Consider the following 21191-nt stretch of genomic DNA (forward strand, 5'->3'; position numbering starts at 1 on the left):
CAACTCGTATCATCAGCTAAAATGGAGAAAATTTTCCCTGTAAATGCTAAAATAATTTATATTTAAAACCCAAAAATATACTTAACACAAAAAAAATAATACTTGAAACAAAAACAAACTCTACTCTGTCGAAAGTTAATCTAAACGAAGTGGATTGATTGTAGTACAATTTTCTAAGATCTTCTTTAAATTTAAAAGAAGAATTATATTTCCCGCTGATTCCTTTAGATAATACATAAATTATATTTTCATCTCCATTGGTTTTCCTTAAAAGTCCAATAATCTCATCTATATTTGAAATCAAAGGGTTAAATTCCTTCTTTGCTATAAGAGAAATCATAATCATGGATATTCCGAAAATCATGGTATGGTCATAGCTTTCAGATAATTTGTTCCATGAAATAATATTATAGGCGGGGGAATATTCTTTTGTAGAATATTCCACACCTACAGCTCCTCCGAAATCTATAATGTAAATTTTCCCATTTTCATCAACAATAATATTTTCGGGTTTAAAATCAGTATATTTATATCCTAATGACTTTAGCCTTTCCATTTTACCGATTATATTATACCCAATTTTAATAATATGTCTAACATTTAATTGGTTTTTTAAACATAATTCTTTTAAATTCCTTCCTTTAATCCATTCCATTAAGATAAAATGATATATTTCTCCTTTATAAACAAAATCATCATATTCATATACCCTTGGAATAAATTTCAGTTCCTTAAGATTATCCATAGAATTATATTCTCTTGTTATGGATTGAACATCTCTTGATACTTTTAACGCAAATTCCCGACCATTTTTATCCGCTACTTTATATACCCTTCCGAAACCCCCTCTTCCCAATTCCTTAATAATAGTATACTCATTTTTTCCCCATCTGCCAATTATATTTCTCATAAAGTTTCATCTACACCGTATATTCAGTAAGAACATCTTCATCTTTTTCTTTATGGAAAAAATTTATCCCTTCAATTATGGCTGGTCCTGTTGGTGTAGTTCCCCCTGTTTTTATTTGTTTTAAGCTTCCTTCCAAAATATCAATATCATGAGTAAAATCACATAGGACCTGAAAAAAGGATTCTCCTCTTTTAGAAAAAGCACATACCCCTATATATGTTTCTCCTTTTCTTTCATTTAAAAAGTTTAACAGTTCCAATATGCTCTTTTTGGCAATTTCTATTTTATTATTCATACTTCCGCTTGTATCTAACAATATCATACATTTCAATGAAGCTTCTTCTTCCAGTTTATCTATAAGTTGTACAATCCTCTTCCTTTCCTTAGGTTGAATTTCCGTCATATCTTTATTAATAATATTTTTTAATTCTTTATTCACAGCTTCTTCTATGGTTTTATAAACGGAATTCACAGTAACCTTACTTAAAGTTTGGTATAAACTCTCAATATCTGTAATTTCTCCTATGCCGCCTCCTGCCTGAGCCGTCATTTCCAATTCTACCAAAGATTTTTCCTTTCTCATATTATCAACTATACCTATAGTACTCACCTTTATCCCTTTTTCACAGGATATTTTCGCCGCTTCAACAGGACTAATTCCTGTATTTGACTCTCCATCTGTAACTAATATCATCTGATTTATAACCATGTTCATTCCTCCTTCTTTTTATAAATAATTATTGACAGTTCTTCTTTTTGTATTCAGTATATTAGTTACTTGTCCTAATTATTACTAATAATACGACAGAAAAAAATGGAACAGTTTTCACTGTTCCACTCTTTTTCTTTTAAATGTCATTACAAAGATAAGGCTAATTACTAAGGATACTGCACTTATTCCGATAATCCATAGGTTTTCATCTATTATTTCCGTATTTTGAGCAGTAGTATCGGAATTTGTCTTTAATTCTGCTCTATCATCGGGAGGTCGTTGATTTCTGTCGGTATCTCCTCCCTCTCTATTTGAATTTTTCATATTTTTCATCATTTCTATCTGCTCTTCCGTTAATCCTAAATCTTTTAATTGTTGTATTTGCTCTTCCGTTAATTCACTATCATCTACAGACCCAATAATATCCTGAGCTTTTTTCATAACATTCATATCAGGCATATTTCCCGGTTGCCGATTTTCTCCTTTCATTCCTCCTTGAGATCCAAGATCGGAAAGATTTATGCCGGAAGAATCTATAAGTTTGTCCTGATTTTCAGACTGTTCATCCGTTGTTGAAGGTATAGTCCCGTTAAGCTGCCCTTCTATACTTTGAGCTCTGAGTTTTCCGAACTCTTTCAATGCAGACAGACCTTTTAAATATTCTTCATATGTGTAAAAAGCTGATGCATCATTTTCCACATATTCACTTATTTGACTATCAAGTTTGTCAATAGTATCTTCAAATTTTCCATTGTTAAAATAGTCATCCAATATATCCTGAATGTATTGATGATATTTATCCTTGTATTCGCCTACTTCTAAAAGTTTTGCAATCAACGGTCGTTCCGATAACTCAACTCCCGATACTGGTGTATCTATAGGAAAATTTACGGCTGAAGACGCATTTCCCGATTGAAACCCTGCAAAGGAAAGATTATAATCCCATGGAAGAATGGACAGTTGACCATCTTTTTCATATAAATAATAATTATGTTTCATATTGCTTACATAACTGTCAAGGTTAACAAGTACTGTGTTAACGGCAAAATATCTAAGTACTTCGTCAACATCAATATATTTTTCAAGATCTGTGCCATCATTCAAATTTTTTAATGCTTTAATAACTCTTTTATAATCCGATTTTTTGGAATCAAACACGGAATTATCAAAAATATTTGGATAGCTGTCAACATCGTCATCGATATATTTTAAGTCAGAACCTCCTCCAGAGCCTTCTGCTCCCATTTTCTCTCCAAAATTTCCTTGTTGTGGGTTAAATGGCTGTTGGCCATTCTCACGTTGAATATTTTCTTGGTCCTCATTATTCTGTTGAGCGTTTCCCTGATCTTCATTATTCGGCTGAACATTTCTTCTCTCCTGATTATCATCTTTATCATTACGCCCCATTTCCATACTTTCCGGCTTATAAAGCATACCATAAGTAGGTCCGAAATTTCTATAAGCAAAGGACTCCTCTAAAGCTTCTACCGCTAAGTAAAATCCCCAATCTTCACCGTTTACCTTTACATCTGCGTAAGAATAAAGAGGAGTAGATATTCCCATACTATTCATTAAATCATAGGATAGATATTCTTTCATATAAGTAGAGTCTGAATAAATATTATTTATGGTCATCTTGTCAAGGCCAAAACATGACTGATGTTTTACATAATGATCAAATTCAATTTTAAAACTAAATCTGTCTGTAGTGTCATCATTGGCTACCATAGATAAACTGGAATTTCCTTTAGGCCTAATCCCTACGGAATAAAAGGTAGTACCATTTATGGTAATATCGCAGGAAATATATTCCTTGTCAGTAGCATTTTCAAGCATTTCATTCCAATCTTCTTCATCAACATTTATATCCATGGAAATGATATTATCTTTATTAAAAACCTTTGAAGCATATTCAGGTTGCGCGCTTTCTTTAACTATTCCAAACAATTGAGGATTAAACATAAATACAGTAGTAAATACAACTGCTATAAGTAATGTAAGAGCAATAATTAAATTTATATGTTTACTTTTTATCATATGCTAAAACACCTACCTTAAGACATATATTCTCCATTGTAACTTACCAATACCGCATTTTCCACTCCTTCAATTTTAGCAATATTATTTACAAAATCCGTAGTCATGTTTTTTAATCTGACTTCAATTGTAAGTTCAATTCCTTTTGGTGAAACAGTTTTTGATCTAATCATATACTTTTTGACACTTAATTCCACAGCATTTTTAACAAGTTGTTCTCCATTATCATCAGCACAATTTATAAGAAGTATGTATGGGTCATCTGTACTCTTTCTGTTTATAAATATTACCATAACTATACCAATAAAGATTGAGCCAAACACAGCAAGTGGAATTAACCCTGCGCCAATAACTATTCCAACGGATATTGACCAGAACAAAAATGTTATGTCGAGAGGTTCTTTGATTGCTGCTCTAAAACGAACGATAGACAGTGCTCCAACCATACCAAGAGAAAGTACTACATTTGAAGTTACTGCCAATATAATAAATGTGGTTATAAGAGTCATTGCTATTAGGGAAACCCCGAAGCTTGCAGAATACATTACGCCTATAAAGGTTTTTTTATAAACATAAAATATAAAAAGACCTAAGACAAATGCAAGTCCTAAAGCAATTACCATATCCAGCGCAGAAAAGGACGATACCTTTTCAAGAAAGCTTGATTTAAAAATATCATTAAATGTCATAATTCTCCCTCCAAATATTTTTAGCCGTAAATTCTACAGACAGCATATTTTGAAAATGATGAACACTGTTTATTTTTTATCTGAATAATATTCCTGATAATCTCAGGTAAAAATTCATCAAATTTCACTTCCAATATTACTGTTCCTTCAGAATTCGTAATCATTGTAGGAACATTTTGATTAAACAAGTCCTTAGAATTGAGGCCGGTTTTCACATTACTATCAATAGTTATCCTTACGTTTCCTGGTTTATAAACAAATGGTTCTCTGATATAGTCCACCAATGTTTTAGGTTTAAGCTGCTGATAGTACATTTTTGCATAAAGTTCAGTAAGCAACGGTTCGTTTGAGTTTTTAAGCCATTCAATATTTCCGTCAATAATTTCTTCGCATTGTTCTTTAGTGACACTTACCGATATCTTATTACAAAGACCGTTGGTTTTACTCTTTTTCTCAACTTTAATAAAAGAAAAATCATCGTTATAATAACGGATCCTAAATTTTTCCCTGTTATTCACTCCGTATATCTTTTCTCTGAGAGCCTTATCATCAATATTATCAAAGTATAAACTTCTAACTCTGTATTTTCCGTCCATACCAGCATGTGAATCAGAATCGGCAATTACTTTTAACCTCTGATGCAAGGCAAAGTAATCTGACATGTTTATATAATATTTAAGTTCATGTCTCAGTATTTGATTCTTCATCCTTATCACCTCCTGTTTTGTTTAATATGACTTTATTATAAATACCTTGTGTGATGAATTCATGAACTCTATATGAATTGTAAACGAATTATTAATATATTAACTCTCCCATGGATTATAAAAAAATACGGATTCCGAAGAATCCGCAGATAATTTACATTATTCTATTTTTATAGTACTTAGTTCAAACCAAAATGTACTTCCTTGGCCCTCTTTACTTATTACTCCATATTCAAGATCGTGCATATCAAGAATCATTTTAACAATGGAAAGCCCCAAACCTGTGCCAATTGAAGCCCGTTTATGAGTCTTATCTACTTTATAGTATCTATCCCAAATAAGCGGCAGATTCTCTTCCGATATACCCTCTCCTGTATCTATAACCTCAATTCTCACATGGCCCTTCATTAATTTCTGACGGACTTCCACAAACTTATCTTTGCCAGTATAAGTAATAGCATTATTAATTAAATTATAAATAACCTGTACAATTTTTATTTCGTCTGCATTTACATAAACGTCGTCATCATAGATGAATTCGATCCTATACCCATCTTGCTCTGTAAGTTTTGTATACCTTTTTAATACTTCCCTTATAGTTTCAGTAATATTAAAATCTCTTTTATCCAATTCCTGAATACCGGATTGAAGTTTTGAAATATCCAACATATCATTTACAAGATCCGTAAGTCTTTTTGCTTCATCAATAATAATCTGAACATTTTCAGGCGTATTTTCTCCGGGGATATCGCGGATTACTTCTCCATATCCGGTAATCATGGTAAGAGGTGTTCTAAGATCATGAGAAACATTTGCAATCAATTCTCTTCTAAGGCTTTCAACCTTGGAAAGCTCTTTTGCAGCATAATTTAACGTACTATTTAATTCTGAAATTTCAAGATATCCTTTCCCTTCAAATTTGATATCATAATTCCCCTTTCCAAGTTCTTTGGCCGAGTCATTTATTTTAATAATCGGTTGTGATATTTTCCTTGAAATAAAAAATGCCAGAAAAACAGACAATATAATTAAAATTACAGTAATGTATATAAGTTGAACTCTTAATGTTTCCACAGTGGCATTTACAGGAGAAATAGTAGAATTTAGCATAACCATCAATGGAAGTCCATCATTTCTTTTTACAATAGTGCCATAGATTATGCTTTGAGTTATATTATTGGGAGGAGGATACCTCCCAATAATATTTCTGTTTATGTCTTCCCTATCCTTCGAAATATTCTGTGGTAAAAGTTCAAATGTTGTTCCGCCTTTATCCTGAGCTTGTTTAAAAAAATGATATATTTCACTGTATGGCATCTTACGAATTATACAATCAAACATTACATAAGAGGAATATAGACTTCTTCCTTCCTCGTCTATTACCCTTATACATATGTCATTTTCCTGGGATATACTCTTGATAATGGTTCCTATGTCCTCATCGTCTATGTTTTTCGAGATAATCTCAGCAGAATTCTCAATATTTTTTATTTTTATATGTTTATAGAAACTGTCTAAGAATACAATTTGGAACAGCCATAAGAGTATAATAATGAAAGAAATAAGTCCTGCTAAATAAGAAAATATTTTCCATTTAATGCTAAAACCATTAAAATTAAGTTTCAAATCGATACCCCACCCCTCTAAGCGTAACAATATATTTGCTATAACGTTCAAGGCTTTTACGGAGAAGTTTTATATGGGTATCTAAAGTTCTGTCATCTCCAAAAAAATCGTACCCCCATACATCGGTAATAATTTTCTTCCTCGTCAATGCAATTCCTCTATTTTTAACAAGATAAAAAAACAAATCATATTCCTTTGGAGACATATTAATCCTTTTATTATCTATATAAACAATTCTGCCTGTAAAATCTACGGTAAGCCCTTCAAAACTTATTATTTCCTTTTTTATTTCTTCATTGCTTGGACTGCTGCGCTTAATTATAGCATTTACCCTCATCATCAATTCTTTTGGAGAAAAAGGTTTTACCACATAATCATCTATACCCAATTCAAATCCATGTATTTTATCATATTCTTCTCCTCGAGCAGAAAGCATGATTACAGGAATTGTCTTATATTTTCGTATCTCCCTACAGGTAGAAAACCCGTCTAATTCAGGCATCATAATATCAAGGATAATAATATCAAAATCCTGATTTTTACAAATACTTATAGCTTCCATGCCATCCTTCGCTTCCACGACTTCATGACCTTCAAAAACCGCATATTTTTTTATTAATGCTCTTATCTTCTCTTCATCATCAACTACAAGAATTTTATACATATATCAATACCTCGCCTTCCATCAGGTTCATATTCTCATTATATAATATTTCCTGTATTTTATGTGATGGCTGAGTGAAGGTTTTTTGAATTATATCTAAATTTATCTCACCTATTCTTCCATATTTTAGTTACCAATACGGTTGTGTCATCTTTTATATAGTCTTTATATTTTCTTTTCGCCTCCTCTATAATTTCTTTAGATATGGTTTGAGGATTAATACTTTTAATATTCTTAATCACCTCCATCATCCATTCTTCCTTGTCAATTACTTCTTCATTTGAATCCAATACTCCATCCGACATCATTATGATAAAATCTCCGTCTTCAAGATATTCCTCGCAAACTTGAAAGTCTACGTCCTTCAGCATTCCTACAGGTAAAGACTGAGAATTTATCATTTTTACTCCATTTTTCTTTTTTATAAAAGTGGGAGCTGCTCCTGTTTTGATTGTCTGAAGTTTTCCGTTAAATAAATCAATAGCGGAAATATCCAAAGTAACAAATGTTTCTTCATTGCCTTTAAGAAACAACATGGAATTAATAGTGCTTAAAACCATTTCTTTATTAAATCCTGCTTCTAAACATTTTTCCAGCATAGATATAGCTGTATTGCTTTCTGAATTTGCTTTTTGCCCTGCCCCCATACCATCACTTAATGCTATATAATAGTTATCTTTACTTTCCATATAGGTAAAAGTATCTCCCGAGATATGGTTCCCCTCTTTATAAATTGTTGAAAAGCTGGTCATAGCACTTATCTTCTTTGCCTGAGTGAATTTATAAATTTGATTCTTTTTCTTCGATTCGCTCAAATTAAATTCTCCGCTTAATTCTATTTTCAATATATCTGAAAGAATTTCTTTGATGGAATTCTCCATATTTTCGTTTTCACAAGTATTTTTTACCTCGACAAAGATTTCTAATTTCCTTTTACTTGATTCCAACACATTTACATTGGAAACATTTATCTTATTATTTTTTAATTCGGTATATATTATTTCTTCCAAATCCCTATTAAAAACTATGGGAGCATTAATGTCTTCAACTAACTCCTTCATTATTTCTGAAATCTCCTTGAACTGTTCCGACACAAGCTTTCTGTTTTCTGATACTCTTTTCTTCCAAGTATAATTTATCTTATGAATATCATAATATTTATATATGTTTTCAATCATGTCTTCTACTTTCACACATCTTTTCCTAAAAAGCTCCGGTAAGTTCTCTTCCCTTATCTCTTCCTCCGTTTCAATCTTTTCTATAAGATTAAACATAGAATAATAAGTAGTATAAAAATCCTCTCCCCAGCAAAATTTATTTAGTGAACATTTATTACATACGGTATTGGCTATTCCATCAATAAGATCATACATATCTTCCGAATTCCCGTCTGTTTCTTTTTCCGCAGCATGGACAAAGACCTCTCCCATCTCGGAAAAAACGTTGGAGATTCTTTCAATTCTGTTTGAAACGATACCCTGTATCCTTTTCCCCATGTTTTCATCTTTTTTTAATTCTCTAGGGTTCTTTAAAAAATCGGAAAAAAGCTTTTCTATTCTGGATGAGAAGATTAAAAATAAAATTGCCCCTATTCCTATTTCCTTTAAATTCAATAAACTTGAATTAAACCCGCTGATATAAAAGTTCATGATACTGTTTCCCATTAAAAACCCCAGTATTGCTCCAGTCTTTCCCAGGTCCTTAAATACTCCCGACATAAGGCCTGAAAGTCCAAATATAGATATTAAAAATGGCATATTTGTTTCTGGCAAATAAGATATCATTCCAACAGCTATTCCCATTGCTCCACCGAGAGAAGCGCCATAAATATATCCAAAAGATATTACAGTAAATATGCTTATTATATTTTTAACTGAGATACCTAAAACGCCTGCATTTTTTACCCCTGACAACGCTAAAGCAAGAGTAATGAATGTACATATAGTTTTCTCGTTTGTAATAATATCGAAATTGTTATTTTCTATTACGGTACTGAAGAAAAATATATAGGTCATCGTAAACACTACTATTCCTTCAAAAAAAACAATTAAAAAATCATATATATAGTAATGCCTGAATATTATTAAAAACAATATTCTTGTAAAAAGAAACACCAAAGAAGAAAGAAAAGACATCTTGATATAAGAAATTTTTCTTTTTCTTTTCAATATTTCATAAAAAAAATAAATTCCTATCATTGAAAAAATATAAACAAAACCTTTAATCCCATGAAAAGACAATAACCCTAATGATATAATCAATAAAAGACCTATGGAATTATTATTTAAAAGATAACTGGAAAAAAATGAAACACCAAAAGGAGTAAGTTCTCCAAGTATCACCCCTCTGGATAAAAAGAATCCTAATATACCAATAAAAACAGCCTCTTTATTAAATTGAAATTGATCTGCTATTCTTCTCCTCTTTGAAGAAATCATATCTATCATTGTTTTCATCCCTTTCACTTATTTTTGTATATACTTTATCAAGTATCAAGGGAAAAAGTTGTCAATACTGGTAATCTGAAAAATAAAATATTTAGACATAAATTCGGAGTAATTATTATATTTTTCCTTTATTTTTTTAATGTAAAGTTCTATTTCTTAACTTGCAGTATGTGTATATTATTAACTCTAAAGTTAACATACCAAATTTTTATATGTAATGTATAATATTGTTTATTAACCCAACTTTAACAGAAATAAAAAAAGGCCTCTACTAAAGAAGCCTTTCTTGAAGCCCATTTAAGGTCAAGTATAAAGTAAGAAAAATTAGGACTTTCCTATGGATTATAAAAAAGGCTTTCATTAAAGTATTAACACCTTAAGGAAACCCTTTTTGAAACTCATTTAATGGAAAATGCACATTAAGGAAATCATAATTTTCCTCTGAATTATAAAAAAACCGGATTAATCCGGTTTATGAATCTTATGAATCCACTGTGCTTTTGCTTTTCTTTTGACCAAGTCCCCTTCTATTTTCCCTTGACTTGAGTTGATCTTGCCTTTCATTACTTTCTTTTAAAAATTTTGAAAGCTTATCTTCGAAAGTTAAAAGTTTTTGTTTTTCATCAGTTTTTCCCCAATCTATTTCAACAGGCATATTAGTTTTAGGTTTGGCTTGTCTGATAGAAAGGCTTATTTTCCCTTCTTTAGAGATAGAAAGAACCTTCACCTTCACCTTTTGATCCTTTTTCAGATAATCGCTAACCTTTTGAACATAATGATCTGAGATTTCTGAAATATGAACTAACCCAGTCTTTCCCTCAGCCAATTGTATAAATGCTCCAAAATTTGTTATTCCGGTAATAGTGCCGTCAACTACCTCTCCTACAGTTACAGGCATATATAAAATACTCCTCCTTATAAAATTTTTTCTCTCTTAAGTATATATTAAAAATTTGTTTATGTCAATTTAATCCGTTTATTTTCTTCCTTTGAGAAAGGCATTATTACTCTTATTAAGGTCAACGTACATGATCTCCCTTGGCTTTACCATATTCAAATCTTCCCTTGCAGTTTTTTCTACAAATTCTAAGGTATTACTTTGATCAATTTCTTTATCTATTTCATTAATTTGTTTTTTAATTTCTTTTACTTCCTGCACCTTTTGAGCCTTTTCTTGGGATAAGTTTTTAAACATCTTTTGCTGACTAATAATAGCACTGCCAATATATAAAGCAAAGAATAAAATAAATAAATGCCTAATTTTAATTCTCTTGTTTTTCTTCATAAGATCACCACCTTAATATAGAATATTCTACACCAATTTTAAAAATCCTCTATTTCTTTTTTGATATTATATCTTTATATTTTCCAACATCTTTTATCATTCTGTTAAAAATATGTCTTATATTTTTTACTTTCTTTGTTCTTAGTTTCAATTTTCTTTTTAAAATTATAACGGGATAAAAAATTATTGAAAAAACTTTTTTAAATCCTTTTATTAAAGACCCAAAAATAAAAAATAGTATTTTAAATACAACTTTTTCAAGTATTTTTAAATACAACAATATTCCTATAAAGAATCCCAAAAATACATATCCTCTTAATTCTCCCCAATTACTTTTTAATAATATATTAAATATTACTAAGGCGGCTATAATCCAAAAGAATAAGTCTTCAATATAAGTTGCGAATTTCTTCGGTTTCAAAAAATATCTAATAACCTTATATAAATCATATATAAGTCCTATCATCAATCCGCCATAAACAGTACTCAAAAATATATACCCCTGTATTTTAAGAGAACTATCCATACTTACCACTCCAAAAATCATTTAAACATCTTCCCAAATAAGCTGTTTTTACCTATGTTATCCTTGTTAGAATAAGTAATACTATTAATTGTCCCTTCTATGTTTAAATTCCCCTTTTCTAAGTTTAAATTGCTTATATTCAGCTCATTTCCTTTTATAACTATTCCTCCTTTAATTGAATTCAATATAATGGTATTATCATTAAAGCTCTCCACTTGCTCTATCCCGGTAATAGTAAGATTACCTCTATTTTCAAGAATTATGTTTTGAGTTGTAAAAGTCGTTTTATTTTCACCCATAGGCCTATCCCCCTTATCATATTCTATTAAATATTATGAAAAAAAAAAGGCTTTTATTACAAAAGCCCTTTACAATACTTTAAATACTTCCTTAGAATTATCCCTGCTCACATTATTCTGTACACTTAATACTTCTATCTTCATGATACCCTGACCAAATTTAATTTCAACTATGTCTCCTACTTCAACTTCATCCCCCGGTTTTGCTATTTTTCCATTAATAATGACTCTTCCTTGATCACATGATTCCTTAGCTACAGTCCTTCTTTTTATTATTCTTGAATTTTTTAAAAACTTATCGATTCTCATGAAATCCCCTCCATAAAAAAATCAGGTCAAAGACCTGATTTTTCTTACTTATTCACTATTTCTTTTAATGCCTTGCCAGCTTTAAACACTGGAGCTTTTGAGGCTGGAATTTGAATAACTTCTTCAGGATTCCTTGGATTCCTTCCTTCTCTGGCTTTTCTTTCTCTTACTTCAAAAGTTCCAAAACCAACTAATTGAACCTTATCTCCTTTTGCCAGAGCTTCCTCCACTACCTTCATAAATGCATTTAAAGCATTCTCTGTGTCCTTCTTTGTCAAATTACTTTTTTCAGCTATGCTGGAAACTAATTCAGCTTTGTTCATAAATTTATTCCTCCTTACTAATTGTTTAAATCAGTTTATATCTTTATTTCTATGCTAATCTTGAAAATCCTTCTTTTAAACACTAATTTTTATCAAATCGTTTATTTTTATGTATCTTTGATAGATTCCATAGTTCATCCATTTCTTCTAAAGTCATTTCTTTTAAATCCTTGTTTCTTTGGTTACTTAAATTTTCCATTTCCTCAAACCTGTTAATAAACTTATTTATACTTTTGTTAAGAATTACTTCCGGATTGATATTAAAAAATCTACAAACGTTTACTACCGAAAATAATAAATCTCCCAGTTCTTCTTCTAATCTATCCATATCACCACCTTTAAAATTATTTAAGATTTCAAGTACTTCTAAATATTCCTCCTTAATCTTTGAAACAGCTCCATCTACATTATTCCAATCAAAACCTACTTCCTTAGCCCTTTCTTGCACCTTATAACTTCTCATAAGGGAAGGAAGGGGAGGAATACTTTTTAGTCTCTCTGTGTAACTTACAATATTTTGAACTTTAAATTTTATATCATTCCAATTATATACTACTTCCTCAGAATTTTCTACTTTTTTTTCTTCAAAAACGTGAGGATGTCTATCTATAAGTTTATTACATATTTTTGTGGTAACATCCCATATATTAAAATTTCCATCTTCACTTCCTATCTGACTGTGAAAAATGACCTGAAGAATCAAATCCCCCAACTCTTCAACTAAATTATCAATATCTCCCTGATCTATTGCATCTACTACCTCATAAGCCTCTTCAATAGCACATTCTCTTATCGATAAATGGGTCTGCTCTCTATCCCAGGGACAGCCGTCTTCTCCTCTTAACCTTTCTACCAAACTAAGGAGATCATTAAAATCATATAATTTTTTATTTATTTTATCCACCTTAGGAATATATATACTTGTAAGATAGCTTATTTCCTTTATTCTGTCAAGCCCATAAATAGGTATTTTAAATATTTTTTCTTTTCCCTCAATTCCTGCAGCATTTATTACATATATTTCAAATTCATCGCCATATATTTCTGATAAAATAATCTTTACTTCCGATGCTATTCTGCTATTGTATACTTGTGTTATAATCATATCCGTATTTATATCGACATAATAAGGCTTTAAGTTTATACCGTTTATTAATTTTAATCCATCTATAGGGTCACGATTTACTGCAATAAGTATAGGATCGATGAAACTCATTCCTGGGATTATTTCCAACTCCACTCTTTTTTGTTTCTCCATCTCCAAAAGAATCTCGACACTTTTTTCCGCCACAATAGGATTCCCTGGAACAAAATAATTTATTATATTAAATTCCTTAGATTTTTCTATTAGATCCTTAGCTATGAATTCATAAATATCTTCAAATTTATCCTTTTTTTCATATACGTAATCATAAGTCTCATAGGAAATATTTTTCCCCTTAATATAGTCTATAATAGGATGTTTCTCAGTCCTTAAATAATTTTTGTCTCCACTGTTAAGCCTTTCAACAACTTTTAAAGTTAAGCTTCCTACATCTCCAGGTCCTAACCCTAATACATATATCTTCCCCATATTATCTTCTCCTTATTTTATCATAATATTATTATTTAAGTAACTTTAATTTATAAAGGATTCCTGCAATTTTGTCTCCTTTGGGAAGAATTTTAAAATCCTCATTGGTAATGGCTCCTGTAATTATTAAAAGTATAAAATAAACAATCACTCCTATAAATATTCCTATTAAAGTAGAAATTTTACCTCCTAATATTCCCTCAAAAAGTCTATATCCTAAGAAAGCCGCTACTGCCATTCCTAAGGAAGACAAAAAAGGTTTAATAAATACTTCTTTCATATTAAATTTAACCTTCGAATATCTTTTTACTGCAGATAAATCCAACATTCCGGCAATAAAATAAGCTACTACTGTACTAATGGCAGCACCCTTCACATTTATCCAAGAAATTCCCGTTAATATATAAGTGAGAAAAGTTTTAACAACAGCACCTAAAAAAAGATTTTTTACGGGAACAAAGGGCCTTCCCATACCTTGAAGCATTGCCGTTAAGGACTGTACCATGGTTAAAAATATTACTCCAAATGAAAGAAGTTGAAGTATCTCTCCGGTATTATTCAATGATTCAATATCATTCTTAAAATATAAAAGTTTAATAATCGGTTTCCCAAGGACAAATAAGCCAAAAGCACAGGGAAGTCCTATAAGCAAAGTAATTCTTAATCCCGAGGATGTAATACTTTTAACTTCGCTGTAGTTTCTCTTTGTATAAGCTTCCGATATAGATGGCACAAGGCTTATAGCTAAAGCCATAGAAAACACTTGAGGTAAATTAATCAATGTTTGAGCAAGACCTTTAAGTTGTCCGTAAAGATTATTTGATTCAAATTCAGAAAATCCTATACTTTGAAGACGTCTTAAAACTATTGCCGCATCTATAGTATCCATTATTGGGGCAATGGAAGCCCCTATTGTTATAGGTATGGCTATAATAAGTAAATTTTTTATGATTCTGCTTACCGATTCTTCCTTAGCATTTAAAGAACTTCTTATCTCCTTATTCATCTTTTTTCTATTTAGAAAATAAATCCATACTATGGAAAGGGTTCCCGCTATAGCTCCTATAGAGCCACCAAAAGAGGCTCCTCCTGCTGCTATAGGTATCCCTTTATCCAAGAGGTAATATGTAAGAAAAAGTCCGACAATTACCCTAAAAAGCTGCTCTGATATTTGAGATAAAGCTGTGGGTTTCATGTTTTGAGTCCCTTGAAAATATCCCCTGAAGGCAGACATTATAGGAACAAAAAAAAGTGCCGGCACAAGAGCGATTAATGCGTAATATGCATTTTTATTTCCAAGATGCTCTACTATTGACTCCGCATTTAACAAAACAAGCATGCTTGAAAGTATTCCGCATATAAATAATCCTAACAAAGCAATTTTAAATATTTTATATGCTCCCTTAAAATCTCTTAAAGCTCTTTTTTCAGATACTAATTTCGCAATCGCTACAGGAAATCCTGATGTAGAAACAGTAAGTATCAAAACATACAGGGGATAAGCTGTTTGATAGTAACCCATACCTTCTGTCTTAATTATATTACTTATAGGAAGTCTATAAACAGCACCTAAGAGTTTAACAATCATTCCGGCAACTCCTAAAATCGCTGCTCCTTTTAAAAATTTTTCTTTACTCATATTCATTAATCCTCCTGCTAAATGCTTATTTAAACGTTTTAATAAATTCTATTATATCAGAAATATACTTTATATCAAACAAATTTATGACAAATTAATATAGCCTGCATTTTATAAGCAGGCTATATTAATTCTCCATTTGTTTGGAAAGAAACCCAGCAGCGGTTTCTGCCAATTTTATTTCTACTTCTCCCATATTAGCATTCGGTTCTTTAGAAAAGAAAATTACAGTACCTATAGGATCTCCCTGCATAACAATGGGAGCTATTACTTGAGCAGTATATCTATCTGCATTTTCATCTTCATAGAAAAGTTTAACAGGTCTATTGCCTTCATCTGTCGTATAAGTTTTTCTTCCTTCCATTATTTTCTCGAGATCAGGACTTACTCTTTTATCCAAGAATTCCTTTTTTGAACCTCCGGAAATTGCTATTATAGTATCTCTGTCTGTAATCACACATACATTATTATTAACTTCATACAAAGATTCACAATATTCTGTAGCAAATTCATTCAACTCTCCAATAGGAGAATATTTTTTAAGTATTACCTCTCCTTCTCTATCAGTAAATATCTCTAAGGGATCTCCTTCTCTTATTCTTAGAGTTCTTCTGATTTCTTTAGGAATAACAACCCTACCCAGATCGTCGATTCTTCTTACTATTCCAGTAGCTTTCATTTTTTCCCTCCTTTGAAGTATAATATAAACTTATGTATGCTTATTATTTTACTATCAGAGGTATTTTATACATGTATAGTAAAGTTAAGTTAAAGTATTACTTTAAATTGGATAAAAAATGGTTATATATAGTAAATGTAACTTCACTTAAATAGGTTCAAAAAAGGCTTCCCAGCGTATTAATTCTCTGACGGAAGCCTTTTTTGCTCTCTTATGAAATTATTTCTTTTCTTCATTATTATTAGTCTTAGTACTCGTAGCGGTATCTAAATATATTTTTACATCCGCTTCATCTCTTAGTTTAGTCAAGTATTCATTATATTTCTTCTCTTTTAAGCTGGCAATGACGTCTTCTTTTAATTTATCATATTGATCAACTTTATCATCAACTTTTATAATATGAAATCCATAATCCGTTTTGACAATTCCGCTTACTTCCCCGACTTTAAGAGCAAATGCTGCATTATCAAATTCTTCAACCATCTGACCTTTTGTAAAGTAACCTAAATCTCCGCCCTTAGCAGCTGATACTTTATCGATGGACAATTCATAAGCTAAATCATTAAATTTTTCTCCCTTTTTCAATCTTTCCTCAACTTTTTTAGCTTCATCTTCGGTTTTGAGTAATATATGACTTGCTCTTATCTTTATAAAAGAATCCTTATTTTCTTCAAAGTATTTCTTTGCATCTTCATTACTAATTTTAAGATTATTTATATAATCATCTTTATATTTTTGAATAAGAAGTTCTTTTTTTATATTGTCCTTAAAATACTCTTCAGTCATATCATTATCCTTTAAGAATTGAGTATATTTTTCCTCTCCTCCCAGTTCTTCCTTATAGCTATTAATCTGATCTGTTATGTCCTTCTCAGAAACAGCTATTTTCTTTTCATTTGCCCTTCCGACTATTAGCTTTTCTGAAATTAATAAGTCTAAAGTTTTCTCTTTTAATACTTCTTCAAAAGTCTTGTCTCCACTCACTACTGTAGACATAATATCTGAACCGTATTGTGATTCATAGGCTTTTTTATACATATTAAAATTTTTGTTAAACTCTTCTTTAGAAATATTATCTCCATCTACTGTTGCAACGGAATTTTTATTTAGCTTCTCACAACCTGCAAAGCTTGCCAAAATCATAATCACTGCCAAAAAAATTATCAATATTCTTCTTTTCATATTTACCAATGAAAACATCCTTTCTTATTAGAGTGGCTAACATTATTATATATCATTTACCTTAAATATAAAACAACTAATTTTTTCAATAAGTTCTTTAAGTTCTTTAATAACATCTTTTTTTATCCTAAATTTAAATATAGGTTTATCAGACAGATCAAATGAAATCTTCATTCCATATTCTACTGAAAGATAGTGTATGAGTTCCGGAGTTATATACTTAATTGAATCAAATTCCAAACTAATAATATCATTCTTTTGAAAAATAACGGATACCAAACATTTGCTGGCAATATTCTTTATATAAGAAATATCTATTAAATTTTTTACCTCTTGGGGAATATCTCCAAACCTGTCTATCAATTCATCAACCAAGTCATTATAATCCTCATTGGAAACAGTCCTTGCAATCTTTTTATAGATTTCTATTTTCTGTTCTTCATCCGGAATATACTCTTTTGAAATATATCCGTTTATATTTAATTCAATAGTGGTTTCGACAGCATCTTCTACTTTTTCTCCTTTTAATTTTTTAATAGCTCCATTTAAAAACTTCACATACAAATCATATCCTATGGCTTCAATATGTCCATGTTGTTCTACCCCTAAAAGATTTCCCGCTCCTCTTATTTCCAAATCTCTCATTGCAATTTTAAAACCAGAACCAAATTCAGTGAATTCCTTTATGGCCCTCAGTCTTTTCTCCGCCACTTCGCTTAAAACCTTGTCTTTTTCATAGGTAAAGTAAGCAAAAGCAACTCTATTTGTTCTTCCAACTCTGCCTCTTAACTGATAAAGTTGAGAAAGTCCCATTTTGTCAGAGTCTTGAACAATTATAGTATTTACATTAGGGATATCAAGACCTGTTTCAATAATAGTAGTACACAAAAGTACATCATATTCTCCATCAATAAAACTTAGCATTACCTTCTCCAGTTCTCTTTCTGACATTTGACCATGTCCTACTATTATTCTTGCTTCTGGAACAAGTTCCTTAAGCTTTTTGGCCACCTTATGGATTGTTTCAACCCTGTTATAAACGTAATAAACCTGTCCATTTCTATTTATTTCCTTTATGATAGCATCTCTTATAATTTGTTCATTAAATTCCACCACATAAGTTTGAACAGGATATCTTTCTTCCGGAGGTTCATCCAAAACACTCATATCTCTTATTCCTATTAATGACATATGAAGAGTCCTTGGAATGGGCGTAGCGGTAAGAGTCAAAACATCCGCATTTTCTTTCAATCTCTTAAGTTTTTCCTTATGTTTGACTCCAAATCTTTGTTCCTCATCTATAATTATAAGCCCTAAATCATAGAATTTTACATCCTGTGAAAGAAGCCTGTGGGTACCTATTACCATATCTACAATTCCCTTTTTTAAATCAACAATTACCTTATGCTGTGCCCCAAGAGTTTTAAACCTGCTGAGCATTTCTACCCTAATAGGAAAACCAGCGAATCTTTCCTGAATAGTATTATAATGTTGCTGAGCCAATATAGTTGTTGGAACAAGAAAAGCCACCTGTTTTCCGTCCATAATTGCCTTAAACGCTGCCCTTATGGCTACCTCTGTTTTCCCATATCCTACATCTCCGCATAAAAGTCTATCCATAGGTTTGGGCTTTTCCATATCCTTTTTTATTTCATTTATGCTTCTTAGCTGAGCTTCTGTTTCTTCATAAGGAAACATCTCTTCGAACTGGCCTTGCCAAACATTATCCTTACTAAATTCAAACCCTTTTGATGTCTCTCTCTTTGCGTATAATTCAAGAAGATCTTTAGCCATGTCCTCTATTGATTTCTTTGCTTTATTCTTTGTTTTCGTCCAATCTGAATTGCTGAGCCTACTAATTTTGGGTTTTGCTTCATCGGAACCAATATATTTTTGAATTAAATTCATCTGATCAACAGGTACATAAAGCTTGTCATTACCTGCATATTTAATGGTAAAATAATCCTTCTTTATTCCCTGAACATTAAGTTGTTCGATGCCTATATATTGACCTATTCCATGATTTTCATGAACTACATAATCTCCAACATTAAGGTTTAAAAATGATACAATTTCCTGTTTATCTTTTTTTACAATTTTTCTGCTTTTTTTCTTTTTAACTTTAAAAATTTCATTATCGCTAATAAATACTTGTTTAATAAATGGATATTCAAATCCTCCGTTTACAGTACCTGCCAATATAAAAACCTGTCCGGATTTAATATCTCTGTTTTTATCTTTAACAAAGGAACACTCCAATCCCTTTTCACGAAGAATTTTTTCTAATTTTATACCTCTTTCCTCAGTTCCTGAAAATATTATAACCTTATATCCCCTGTATTTATAATGATTTAATTCTTCTATCAAAAAATTCATATTATTATGAAATGACTGCATTCCTTTTGTAGTAAAATTAATAGATACTTTAGGATTAAACTTTGAATCATCATTTAACAATGACATAGTGATAATGGTTATTTTCTCTTCGACTTTCTTAATTATTTCATCATACCTATATAGTATTTTTTCATGGTTTGGAAGTAATTCTCCACTCTCATATATGTTTGAGAATTTAAACACAAATTGTTCCTTCAACTCATTTGCTTTTTCTTCAATTCTCTGAAATTCATGAAGAACTATTAAACTATCTTGAGAAAAATAGTCAACTAAACTTGATACATATTCTCCCGGAATATATGGAATTATTAAATCTGAATTGGCAATAGACAAGTTTCCTTCAACAGCATCAATATATTTTAAAAATTTTTTATTAAGCTTTTCCGATTTATCTTTTATCCTTTTGTTTTTACTTACCTTAGATAAATCTCTTTCTATTCCTTCTATAATTTTACTTTTATATTCGTCAAGAATAAGTATTTCCTTTGCAGGAGGTATAAAAGCAGAGTCTAATTTGTTCATAGACCTTTGATCGGAAATATTAAAATTTCTTATAGAATCGATCTCATCATCAAATAATTCTATCCTTATTGGAAATTGTTCTCCTGGAGAAAAGAAATCTATTATTCCTCCTCTAACGCTGAATTGACCTTTTCCCTCTACCATATTTACTCGTTCATAACCTTTAATAGTTAAATCTTCCACAAATTTTTTTAAATTTAGCTTCTCATCATATCTTATTTTAGTAGAAAGTTTTTTAAATATTTCCGCATTCATGACTTTTGAAAGAATCGCTTCTATACAAGTCACAACTACTATCTTCTCACCCTTTATTAACCTTGTCATAACTTTTAATCTTTCATGAACAGTTTCAAGGCTCAAGGCATCTACATCATAGAAAAATATTTCTTTTGACGGAAAAATTTCCACATGACTATTTGCAAAATTTTTTAAATCTTCAAATATACTTTTCGCCTTTAACTCGTCTTTAGTAACAATTAATATTTGTTTTTTGCTATGTTTGTTTATTCCATAAAAAAAATGCCCCAGGTTATCATCATTTAACCCATGTATAGAAATGGGACTACTTCCCATTTTTATTTCTTCCAAAAGCTTTTTGTAAGACGGCATGTTTTTTAATGAATCTATGAACATGTCTCCACTCATCAAATCAACTCCTTGCAAAA

General features: G+C 30.7%; 19 protein-coding genes. All 19 read right to left on the bottom strand.

Annotation, left to right across the window (positions count from 1 at the left end):
- Positions 1–46: 46 nt before the first annotated feature.
- The gene (locus PP176A_RS14020; RefSeq protein ID WP_071141098.1) at positions 47–910 is read right to left on the bottom strand and encodes a protein kinase domain-containing protein; all 864 of its coding nucleotides are present in this window, start codon (positions 908–910) and stop codon (positions 47–49) included.
- Between the two features lie 10 nt (positions 911–920).
- A complete protein-coding gene (locus PP176A_RS14025; RefSeq protein ID WP_200796169.1) occupies positions 921–1619 on the bottom strand; it encodes a vWA domain-containing protein in 699 nt (232 codons plus the stop codon).
- A gap of 117 nt (positions 1620–1736) precedes the next feature.
- Positions 1737–3659: a CotH kinase family protein gene (locus PP176A_RS14030; RefSeq protein WP_071141100.1), complete on the bottom strand. Its 1923-nt coding sequence runs from the start codon at positions 3657–3659 to the stop codon at positions 1737–1739.
- A gap of 17 nt (positions 3660–3676) precedes the next feature.
- A complete protein-coding gene (locus PP176A_RS14035; RefSeq protein WP_071141101.1) occupies positions 3677–4348 on the bottom strand; it encodes a DUF4956 domain-containing protein in 672 nt (223 codons plus the stop codon).
- 20 nt (positions 4349–4368) lie between these two features.
- Entirely contained in the window at positions 4369–5055 is a 687-nt protein-coding gene (locus PP176A_RS14040) for a polyphosphate polymerase domain-containing protein (RefSeq protein ID WP_071141102.1), read from the bottom strand.
- 159 nt (positions 5056–5214) lie between these two features.
- Positions 5215–6681 (bottom strand): sensor histidine kinase, encoded by a 1467-nt coding sequence (locus tag PP176A_RS14045; protein ID WP_071141103.1) that lies wholly within the window; start codon positions 6679–6681, stop codon positions 5215–5217.
- Positions 6671–7345 carry a response regulator transcription factor gene (locus PP176A_RS14050; RefSeq protein ID WP_071141104.1) on the bottom strand — a complete coding sequence of 225 codons (675 nt, stop codon included), beginning with the start codon at positions 7343–7345 and terminating at the stop codon, positions 6671–6673. The genes PP176A_RS14045 and PP176A_RS14050 overlap by 11 nt, the downstream gene beginning before the upstream one ends.
- A 107-nt stretch (positions 7346–7452) precedes the next feature.
- Complete coding sequence (gene spoIIE / locus PP176A_RS14055; protein ID WP_159429071.1) at positions 7453–9792, bottom strand: stage II sporulation protein E; 2340 nt, start codon at positions 9790–9792, stop codon at positions 7453–7455.
- Between the two features lie 481 nt (positions 9793–10273).
- Positions 10274–10690 carry a S1 RNA-binding domain-containing protein gene (locus PP176A_RS14060; protein WP_071141106.1) on the bottom strand — a complete coding sequence of 139 codons (417 nt, stop codon included), beginning with the start codon at positions 10688–10690 and terminating at the stop codon, positions 10274–10276.
- A gap of 78 nt (positions 10691–10768) precedes the next feature.
- Complete coding sequence (locus tag PP176A_RS14065; protein WP_071141107.1) at positions 10769–11077, bottom strand: FtsB family cell division protein; 309 nt, start codon at positions 11075–11077, stop codon at positions 10769–10771.
- Positions 11078–11126: 49 nt separating this feature from the next.
- Positions 11127–11624: a spore cortex biosynthesis protein YabQ gene (gene yabQ, locus PP176A_RS14070; RefSeq protein ID WP_083381979.1), complete on the bottom strand. Its 498-nt coding sequence runs from the start codon at positions 11622–11624 to the stop codon at positions 11127–11129.
- Positions 11621–11902 carry a sporulation protein YabP gene (yabP, locus tag PP176A_RS14075; protein WP_071141108.1) on the bottom strand — a complete coding sequence of 94 codons (282 nt, stop codon included), beginning with the start codon at positions 11900–11902 and terminating at the stop codon, positions 11621–11623. Before yabP ends, yabQ begins: the two co-directional genes overlap by 4 nt.
- 69 nt (positions 11903–11971) lie before the next feature.
- Entirely contained in the window at positions 11972–12211 is a 240-nt protein-coding gene (locus PP176A_RS14080) for an RNA-binding S4 domain-containing protein (protein WP_071141109.1), read from the bottom strand.
- Between the two features lie 44 nt (positions 12212–12255).
- Entirely contained in the window at positions 12256–12534 is a 279-nt protein-coding gene (locus PP176A_RS14085; protein ID WP_071141110.1) for an HU family DNA-binding protein, read from the bottom strand.
- Between the two features lie 82 nt (positions 12535–12616).
- Positions 12617–14107, bottom strand: a complete 1491-nt coding sequence (mazG, locus tag PP176A_RS14090) for a nucleoside triphosphate pyrophosphohydrolase (RefSeq protein WP_071141111.1) — start codon at positions 14105–14107, stop codon at positions 12617–12619.
- Positions 14108–14138: 31 nt separating this feature from the next.
- Positions 14139–15746 (bottom strand): putative polysaccharide biosynthesis protein, encoded by a 1608-nt coding sequence (locus PP176A_RS14095; protein WP_071141112.1) that lies wholly within the window; start codon positions 15744–15746, stop codon positions 14139–14141.
- Positions 15747–15873: 127 nt separating this feature from the next.
- A complete protein-coding gene (gene spoVT, locus PP176A_RS14100) occupies positions 15874–16425 on the bottom strand; it encodes a stage V sporulation protein T (protein WP_071141113.1) in 552 nt (183 codons plus the stop codon).
- 219 nt (positions 16426–16644) lie between these two features.
- Positions 16645–17616 (bottom strand): peptidylprolyl isomerase, encoded by a 972-nt coding sequence (locus PP176A_RS14105; protein ID WP_071141114.1) that lies wholly within the window; start codon positions 17614–17616, stop codon positions 16645–16647.
- A 36-nt stretch (positions 17617–17652) separates the two neighbouring features.
- The gene (gene mfd, locus PP176A_RS14110) at positions 17653–21171 is read right to left on the bottom strand and encodes a transcription-repair coupling factor (protein WP_200796170.1); all 3519 of its coding nucleotides are present in this window, start codon (positions 21169–21171) and stop codon (positions 17653–17655) included.
- Between the last annotated feature and the right edge of the window lie 20 nt (positions 21172–21191).

The sequence above is a fragment of the Sporanaerobacter sp. PP17-6a genome (genome assembly GCF_900095615.1).
Taxonomy (GTDB): domain Bacteria; phylum Bacillota; class Clostridia; order Tissierellales; family Acidilutibacteraceae; genus Acidilutibacter; species Acidilutibacter cellobiosedens.

Excerpts from the sequence above, each read along its gene's own strand:
- PP176A_RS14020 (WP_071141098.1), bottom strand. The coding sequence starts at position 910 with ATGAGAAATATAATTGGCAGATGGGGAAAAAATGAGTATACTATTATT.
- PP176A_RS14025 (WP_200796169.1), bottom strand. The coding sequence starts at position 1,619 with ATGGTTATAAATCAGATGATATTAGTTACAGATGGAGAGTCAAATACA.
- PP176A_RS14030 (WP_071141100.1), bottom strand. The coding sequence starts at position 3,659 with ATGATAAAAAGTAAACATATAAATTTAATTATTGCTCTTACATTACTT.
- PP176A_RS14035 (WP_071141101.1), bottom strand. The coding sequence starts at position 4,348 with ATGACATTTAATGATATTTTTAAATCAAGCTTTCTTGAAAAGGTATCG.
- PP176A_RS14040 (WP_071141102.1), bottom strand. The coding sequence starts at position 5,055 with ATGAAGAATCAAATACTGAGACATGAACTTAAATATTATATAAACATG.
- PP176A_RS14050 (WP_071141104.1), bottom strand. The coding sequence starts at position 7,345 with ATGTATAAAATTCTTGTAGTTGATGATGAAGAGAAGATAAGAGCATTA.
- spoIIE (WP_159429071.1), bottom strand. The coding sequence starts at position 9,792 with ATGATAGATATGATTTCTTCAAAGAGGAGAAGAATAGCAGATCAATTT.
- PP176A_RS14060 (WP_071141106.1), bottom strand. The coding sequence starts at position 10,690 with ATGCCTGTAACTGTAGGAGAGGTAGTTGACGGCACTATTACCGGAATA.
- PP176A_RS14065 (WP_071141107.1), bottom strand. The coding sequence starts at position 11,077 with ATGAAGAAAAACAAGAGAATTAAAATTAGGCATTTATTTATTTTATTC.
- yabQ (WP_083381979.1), bottom strand. The coding sequence starts at position 11,624 with ATGATTTTTGGAGTGGTAAGTATGGATAGTTCTCTTAAAATACAGGGG.
- yabP (WP_071141108.1), bottom strand. The coding sequence starts at position 11,902 with ATGGGTGAAAATAAAACGACTTTTACAACTCAAAACATAATTCTTGAA.
- PP176A_RS14080 (WP_071141109.1), bottom strand. The coding sequence starts at position 12,211 with ATGAGAATCGATAAGTTTTTAAAAAATTCAAGAATAATAAAAAGAAGG.
- PP176A_RS14085 (WP_071141110.1), bottom strand. The coding sequence starts at position 12,534 with ATGAACAAAGCTGAATTAGTTTCCAGCATAGCTGAAAAAAGTAATTTG.
- mazG (WP_071141111.1), bottom strand. The coding sequence starts at position 14,107 with ATGGGGAAGATATATGTATTAGGGTTAGGACCTGGAGATGTAGGAAGC.
- PP176A_RS14095 (WP_071141112.1), bottom strand. The coding sequence starts at position 15,746 with ATGAGTAAAGAAAAATTTTTAAAAGGAGCAGCGATTTTAGGAGTTGCC.
- spoVT (WP_071141113.1), bottom strand. The coding sequence starts at position 16,425 with ATGAAAGCTACTGGAATAGTAAGAAGAATCGACGATCTGGGTAGGGTT.
- mfd (WP_200796170.1), bottom strand. The coding sequence starts at position 21,171 with ATGAGTGGAGACATGTTCATAGATTCATTAAAAAACATGCCGTCTTAC.